The organism is Pseudomonas sp. EA_65y_Pfl1_P113, from assembly GCF_963970525.1.
Lineage (GTDB): Bacteria > Pseudomonadota > Gammaproteobacteria > Pseudomonadales > Pseudomonadaceae > Aquipseudomonas > Aquipseudomonas tritici.
The window spans coordinates 1-482 of sequence record NZ_CAXAQM010000452.1; the positions used below are offsets into that span (position 1 = coordinate 1).

A 482-nucleotide genomic window follows, 5' to 3' on the forward strand; every position below is an offset into this window, starting at 1 on the left:
GGCCGCACCACCAGCACGATCGCCATCAGGAGATAGATCAGCATGGAGGAAAGCGCGGGCGCGGCGGTGGAGGCGGCGGCGCCGCTCAGCACCTGGCGGAGCAGATTGGGAAGGAAGGCGCGGCCGAGCGTGTCGATCATGCCGACGAAGATCGCGGCGATGAAGGCGCCGCGGATCGAGCCGATGCCGCCGATCACGATGATGACGAAGGCAAGGATCAGGATGTTCTCGCCCATGCCGATCTGCACGGTGAGGATCGGCGCCTGCATCAGCCCGGCAAGGCCGGCGAGCGCGGCGCCGAGACCGAACACCAGCGTGTAGAGCAGCTTGATGTTGATGCCGAGCGCGCCGATCATCTCGCGGTTGGAGGCGCCGGCGCGGATCAGCATGCCGATCCTTGTGCGCATCACGCCGAGATAGAGCAGGAGTGCCACCAGGAGCGCCACGGCGATGATGGCGAGCCGATAGGCGGGATAGTGAAT

1 pseudogene is annotated in these 482 nt (G+C 66.2%); it reads right to left on the bottom strand.

Annotated elements, in window-relative coordinates:
• Positions 1–482 (bottom strand): annotated as a pseudogene (locus tag AACY52_RS30530) (branched-chain amino acid ABC transporter permease); the annotation flags it as partial.